This window comes from Shewanella sp. POL2, from assembly GCF_000282755.1.
Classification (GTDB): Bacteria; Pseudomonadota; Gammaproteobacteria; order Enterobacterales; family Shewanellaceae; genus Shewanella; species Shewanella xiamenensis.
Genome location: NZ_AKZL01000138.1, coordinates 1 through 7,271 on the forward strand (window position 1 = coordinate 1; position 7,271 = coordinate 7,271).

5 protein-coding genes are annotated in these 7,271 nt (G+C 46.9%); 3 read left to right on the forward strand and 2 right to left on the reverse strand.

The features are described 5' to 3' along the window. The coding region (locus SHEWPOL2_RS21075) for a response regulator (protein WP_037431393.1) at window positions 1–3,339 on the forward strand (3,339 nt) is incomplete at its 5' end. Window positions 3,340–3,399: 60 nt separating this feature from the next. Beyond that, entirely contained in the window at window positions 3,400–4,416 is a 1,017-nt protein-coding gene (locus tag SHEWPOL2_RS21080) for a two-component system response regulator (RefSeq protein WP_037414530.1), read from the forward strand. A gap of 55 nt (window positions 4,417–4,471) precedes the next feature. Here the strand turns inward: SHEWPOL2_RS21080 and ygfZ are convergent, their stop codons facing one another. After that, window positions 4,472–5,425 carry a tRNA-modifying protein YgfZ gene (ygfZ, locus tag SHEWPOL2_RS21085; protein WP_037414532.1) on the reverse strand — a complete coding sequence of 318 codons (954 nt, stop codon included), beginning with the start codon at window positions 5,423–5,425 and terminating at the stop codon, window positions 4,472–4,474. A 135-nt stretch (window positions 5,426–5,560) separates the two neighbouring features. Beyond that, window positions 5,561–6,781: a phosphoglycerate dehydrogenase gene (gene serA / locus SHEWPOL2_RS21090; protein WP_037431396.1), complete on the reverse strand. Its 1,221-nt coding sequence runs from the start codon at window positions 6,779–6,781 to the stop codon at window positions 5,561–5,563. A gap of 166 nt (window positions 6,782–6,947) precedes the next feature. On the opposite strand from serA, the gene SHEWPOL2_RS21095 reads away from it, so the two are divergent. After that, window positions 6,948–7,271, forward strand: a 324-nt coding sequence (locus SHEWPOL2_RS21095; protein ID WP_037431397.1) for a DUF2238 domain-containing protein, incomplete at its 3' end; no start/stop codon positions are given.

Below are 7,271 nucleotides of genomic sequence, written 5' to 3' on the forward strand. Positions count from 1 at the left end.
AATATTCCTGGGGCTGTCTACCGCACTCGCATCGGCGAGGAGTGGGTGATGGAATATGTCAGTGACAATATTGCCGATATTACCGGTTATGCCGCGAGCCAGTTTATTGAGAATCGTCAACGCAGCTTTGCTTCATTGATTTTGGAAGAAGATCGCGAGCTGTGTCATCAGCATATTGATAGAGCCCTCGCGCAGCAGGAAACCTTTGAGGTGGAATATCGTATTCGCCACCGTGACGGCAGCATCCGTTGGGTGCATGAAAAGGGCAAGGCGAGTTATACCGAAGAGGGTTTTCCCCTATGGTTTGACGGCAGTATTGACGATATAACCAAGAGTAAGTTAGCCATCGTCGAGCTTGAAGCCTCAAGGTTGCAATTAACCAATATCACTGAGTCTATTCCTTGTACTGTGTATCAATTGCGCTGGGTTTCTCCTAGCGATCGCCGTTTTACCTTCCTTTCTGGCGCAGCATTTCACATGTTGGGCTTACACCGCGAAGATTTACTCAGTAACTTTAATATTATTGCTGAGCGGATTTTTGATGAGGAACGACCAGAAGTTATACGCGCGCTCGAGGGAATGAGTGACGATAAATTAAGCTGGATCCGCGAGTTCCGCTATCGTCATCCTAATGGTGGCATTCGCTGGATGGAAGCCGGAGCCAGTGGTCATTATGCCGATGATGGCGCCATTATCTGGAATGGCTATGTGATGGATGTGACTGAACGCAAGTCTATTGAAGAAGAACTTGCGGTCAGTGAGGCGCACTTTAAGGCCTTATTTGATGGGGCAACCATTGGTATCGTGAATGTCGATATCAAAGGACTTATCCTCGATTGTAATGATCAATTCTGTGAGGATATGGGGCTGAGCCGTAATGAATTACGTAGTACGCCTATTTTTGATGTCTTGAGTGCACAGGATAAAGAAGTTGCAAAAGCGCAGTTTAAGGAACTTGTAGAAGGTAAAGTTGATCACTACCGAGGGGAAAGAAGCTTTATTCGTCCCTCCGGTGAGCATTTATGGATGACAGTCAACGTTTCAAGCTTATTGGACAGCCAGAACCAATTTGAGTCAGCTGTGGTAAGCATGGTCGATATGACTGAGTTAAAACTGCTTTCAGAACAATTGCTTGTTGCCAAGGAAGAGGCTGATGCCGCCAGTAAGGCAAAAGGCGACTTCCTCGCGAATATGTCCCATGAAATCCGCACGCCAATGAATGCCATTATCGGGATGTCGCAACTTTGCTTACAGACTGATCTAGACAAAAAACAGAAAAATTATCTCGAAAAAATTGAGCGCGCATCGCAATCTTTATTATCAATCATTAACGATATCCTTGATTTTTCTAAGATTGAAGCTGGCAAGCTTGAAATCGAAAATGTGCCTTTTCAACTCGATACCATGCTTGAAGATTTGAGCGATATCTTCTCCGAAAGGGCGGCTCAAAAGCAGATTGAATTGCTGTTTGCTGTCGCACCCAATGTTCCACGTTATCTGCTTGGCGATCCGTTGCGGTTGGGGCAAGTGCTGATCAACCTAATGAATAATGCGATCAAATTTACCGAAAGAGGAGAGGTATTACTGTCCCTCAGCTTGGTCGAGCAGCAAAACGATGATGTCATATTACGTTGTAGTGTGCGTGACAGTGGCATTGGGTTAACCCATGAACAACAAGCCAAACTGTTTAAGTCGTTTACGCAAGCAGACACGTCTACTACCCGTAAATATGGTGGTACAGGATTAGGGCTGGCGATTTGTAAACAACTGGTTGAATTAATGGGGGGAAGTATCGGGGTCGAAAGCCAGCAAGGCCATGGCAGTACTTTCTTTTTTACCGTTAAATTGCGCATCTCCAGTGGACAAAAGCTCATCGTAGGTCAAGAGCTTGAAGGTATGCCAGTATTAGTTGCCGACGACAATGCCACCGCAAGGGACATTATGCGAACCACTCTAGAGAGCATGGGCTTTCAAGTGGATACAGTACGTTCTGGCGACGAGGCGGTGATGCGGTGCAGTCAGCAGGATTATGCTGTGGCATTGATTGATTGGAAAATGCCACATCTTGATGGGCTCGAAACCGCAAAACAAATCCTGCAACGGGCAAAAAAAGCGCCGCGGATCTTGATGGTATCAGCCCATGCGAATCAAGATTTCTTGACCCAAATCGAGCAACTTGGGTTAGCGGGCTATATCAGCAAACCTATCAGCGCATCAAGATTGCTTGATGGCATTATGAACGCACTTGGTCGCGCAGGGTTCCTACCCGTCAGGCGCCATCAAGACAGTATTGCGCCTGAGTTATTATTGCCCCTTAAAGGTAAGCGTATTCTGTTAGTCGAAGATAACGAAATGAACCTTGAGGTGGCGACCGAATTTTTAGAGCAAGTGGGGATTATTTTATCCATTGCCACCAACGGCCAAATTGCGTTGGATAAGTTAGCTCAGCAGAGCTTTGATTTGGTATTGATGGATTGTCAAATGCCAGTGATGGATGGTTATCAGGCAACAAAAGCACTGAGACAAAGGCCTGAGTTGGCACAATTACCTGTGATAGCAATGACAGCCAATGCCATGGCTGGCGACAAGGAAATGTGTTTAAGAGCGGGAATGAATGATCATATCGCCAAGCCGATAGAGGTTAACTTACTGTATCAAACCCTCCTAAAATATTTAGGCGCACCGTTACCGCCTCAAGAGCTTATTAATGATTCACCCAAGCCTGTGAATATTGATGTTGATTCTGTCGTGAAATGGCCTGAACACCCTGAGCTTGATATTGATAGAGGCTTGCAGTTAGTGCAAAACTCCACGCGCCTTTACCAAAGGATCTTTGATCGTTTTGTTACTAGTCAACGTAATGTTGTGGAGCAAATCAACAAGGCCGTTGCCAGCAATAAACGTGAGGATGCGGTGCGAATGGCCCATACGCTTAAGGGACTTGCGGGCAATTTAAGTTCCACAACGCTTGCGGAATTGGCTCGGCAATTGGAACTTCACTTAAGTGAAAATACTGAGTTCCAAGCGGAGTTGGACCAAATCCAAACGTTAGTGGCATCGATTTGCCAAGCAATTGAAAAAGTTAAACCTGAGTTTGAAGAATCTAGTGGGCCGACGGCGGAGCATTTACCACCAGAAGCCCTCATTGAGGCCTTAACGCGATTACGCCAAAGTTTAGAAGAAGCGGATTCCGATGCAGTCGCCCAAATGGATGCACTTAAACCGCAAGTGAGTGCTCAGTTATGGCAGCAGTTGAGTCCAGCGCTAACGATGATTAATCAATATCAATTCGATGAGGCCGTCGAGTTGATTGATGAAGTACTTGTAGACTTAAAGTAAAACGGTCAATTATGCGCAGTATTGATCATTGATAAAGCCACTGGAAAGGTGAATGTGTTGATGGATAAGGCAACAATATTAGTCGTCGATGATACTCCAGAAAATATCGATATTTTGGTGGGCATACTCGGTGATGACTATAAGGTCAAAGTCGCGATTGATGGACCAAGGGCGCTAGCCCTTGTAGCCAAAACACTGCCTGATTTAATTTTACTCGATGTCATGATGCCCGGCATGAATGGTTATGAAGTCTGTAAGCAGCTTAAACAGGAGCCCTTAACTTGCCACATCCCTGTGATTTTTGTGACGGCATTATCTGAGGTTGCCGATGAAGCACAGGGCTTTGCCTTAGGTGCGGTTGACTACATTACCAAACCGGTCAGCGCTCCCGTGGTGAAGGCGCGAGTCAAAACTCATCTCGCGCTGTACGATCAAAAACGCTTGCTAGAGCAACAAGTTAAAGAACGTACTCAAGAGTTAGAAGAAACCCGCTTTGAAATCATTCGCCGTTTAGGTCGCGCCGCCGAATACAAAGACAACGAAACGGGTCTGCACGTTGTGCGTATGAGCCATTATGCGCGGCTGCTCGCTATCAAACTAGGTTTACCGAGTACCTTCTGTGAGTTGTTGTATAACGCGGCGCCTATGCATGACATTGGCAAAATCGGCACGCCCGATGCGGTACTGAAAAAGCCGGGTAAGCTCGATGCCGAAGAGTGGAAAATCATGCAGCAACATGCCGCCATTGGTGCTGAGATCATTGGTGAGCATGGCGACCCACTGCTGCAAATGGCGCGGCGTATCGCCTTAACCCACCATGAGAAATGGGATGGTTCGGGTTATCCTAATGGCTTGTCTGGGGAAAATATTCCGATCGAAGGTCGGATTGTGGCGATAGCGGACGTCTTTGACGCGCTGACTTCGCGCCGTCCTTACAAGGAGCCTTGGACAATAGAGGCCACGCTCGAGTTACTCGAAAGCCAAGCAGGGCAACATTTTGACCCTAAGCTGGTGGCCGAATTTAAGCAAATCTTGCCCGAGGTGGTGGCGATTCGAGATACTTATTTCGAACATTAAAGCAGAAAGGCGCCTAGGGCGCCTTTTTCAATACGATCCGCTTATCAGCGAGAAACTAGTCTTCGAGCGAGTAGGGCAATGCTTGAATACGTAAGCTAGATTGCTCGTCATCAGCGAAACGCAGTTTGGCATCACTCTCGGTATCGTTGGCGAGCACGGCGGTGAGCAGCACTTGATTACCACGTTGAACAAATTCAATGATTTGTCCACCCTTGCGATAACCGTCTTCCAATTCTATCTCGATACCCGTTTCCAAATTGATATTTAAGGAAGTGGTGCCTTGAAGAATATAGAGCGCACGCTTGTTACCACCACGGTATTTCATCCGAGCCACAGTTTCTTGACCCATGTAGCAGCCTTTGTTAAAGCTAATGCCGTTAATAGCCTGTAGGTTACACATCTGCGGTACGTACTGATTAGCATGGCTTGGCGCTAGATTGGGGTAACCCGCAGCAATTTCTAATGCTTGCCAAGCACTGGCATCAAATACGGTATGCTCGGCAATGAGGGCGCTTGCGGCTTGTGGTTGTAGAACCAATATAAATCGATCCGCATCTTTTAAAATGGCGCCATGCTCGATGAGAGTGAGTTCCTGAGTGACTTCACCGTAGTGTTGGCTGACAAATTGTTTAGCCTGTTCACCCGCCACACCGAGTAATGTCCACTCATCAGAGGCATTGGTCAGGGTCGCTTTACTAAATACCGCATATTTTTGCAGTTGTGGCAGATCCACTGCAATAGTGTCCTTTGGCATCAACATCAACAGCGCATCTTGGATGGCAAAGGTGCGGAAGCTAGCCAGCATCTTTCCCTTAGGATCACAATGTGCGCCCCAGCGCCATTGGTTGGCTTCAAGTGAGCTGATATCTGTGGTCACTTGGCCATGGATAAAACTGCGGCCCTGTTCGCCAACCACTTTGATAAGGCCTAGGTGGGATAAGTTGGCGAGCATAAGTGGAGGCGTGGAGGCGTCCAGATCCCAATTGGGTGTCGAAACTGCAATAGTCATAGCGAGATCCTGAAAATGAAGGCGATGCAAGAGGCTTGATTGTAGCGGAATTCCTCTGGCCTCAAAAGCATAAGGCGCACATATCTTAAATGAAATGTGCACCTTAGATGGGGGCAAACCTAAGCGGTTTAGGCGTTAGAACAACACGCGAGTACGCAGTGTGCCTTCAATGGCTTTAAGCTCAACCAAGGCTTCTTCTGCTTGGTGGGTGTCGACTTCCATTACCACATAACCGATTTCTGCCGTGGTTTGCAGATACTGAGCGGCAATGTTAATGCCTTTTTCAGAGAAGGCTTTGTTGATTTTGATCAGCACGCCTGGACGGTTTTGGTGGATATGCAGTAGGCGAGAGGTACCTTTATGCATTGGCAGAGACACTTCAGGGAAGTTAACCGCCGATACGGTTGAACCGTTATCTGAGTATTTGGCTAATTTGCCTGCCACTTCGATACCGATATTTTCCTGTGCTTCGGCGGTGCTACCACCCACATGTGGCGTGAGTAGCACATTATCTAAACCGCGTAATGGGCTGATAAATTCATCATCATTCGATTGTGGCTCAATAGGGAAAACGTCAATCGCCGCGCCCGCAAGGTGACGCTCTTTGAGTGCAACCGTAAGCGCATCGATATCGACCACAGTACCGCGGGAAGCGTTGATAAAGATGCTGCCTTTACGCATAGCGGCGAATTCGGCAGTACTTATCATGTCTTTGGTTTGCGGCGTTTCAGGCACGTGCAAGCTTACTACATCGGACTGTGCCAGCAATTGCTCCATTGAATGGATTTGCTGGGCATTACCCAATGGCAATTTGTCTTCGATATCGAAGAACACCACACGCATGCCTAAGGTTTCTGCCAGGATCCCCAGCTGAGTTCCAATATGGCCATAGCCTATCACGCCTAAAGTTTTGCCACGGACTTCGTAACTGCCTGCGGCAGTTTTCATCCAACCACCACGATGGGCGATAGCGTTACGTTCAGGAATACCGCGCATCAGCATAATAATTTCGCCTAATACCAGTTCAGCTACGCTGCGGGTATTAGAGAATGGTGCGTTAAAAACGGGGATACCGAGGGATTCGGCGGTCGCCAGATCCACTTGGTTAGTGCCGATACAGAAACAACCAATCGCAATTAATTTTTCGGCACGTTTTAATACATCGGCGGTGAGTTGGGTACGGGAACGAATACCAACAAAATGAGCATCTTTGATGGATTCGTGCAGGGCTTCATCACCTAACGAGGCTTTGTGATACTCAATATTGGTGTATCCCGCGCGTTCAAACACATCTACCGCAGATTGGTGGACGCCTTCCAACAACAGGATTTTGATCTTATCGCTTGTCAAGCGAATGTTTCGCCATGATATGGGTACCCTCTAATTAATTGAAGTGGTTCTTGTATGTTATGCTGACAACCTTGGCTCATCAAAGTAGCACTTTTTTTGCTCACTGTGGAGGGCTAGATGGCTAAAGTTAATATTCTAAAATTAGAACAATATCGCATAAGAGGAAGAAACATTGAATAATAAAATCGCTTGGTGCGGTATTTACCTCTCAGTATTAGTCTGGTCGGCGATAAAACCTGCTGATACTTTCACTTGGTGGCTTGAAGCTTTACCTGCATTAGTGGCGGTTCCGCTATTATTTTTTACCCGCAAACGCTTTGAGCTAACCCCAATAGTGTATTTTTTAGTACTTGTACATTGCTGTGTGCTATTTGTCGGTGCGCACTATACCTATGCTGAAGTGCCATTATTTGACACCATTGCCCAATGGATGGGCAGTGAACGTAACAATTACGACAAGGTCGGGCATTTCGCTCAAGGCTTTATTCCTGCCATG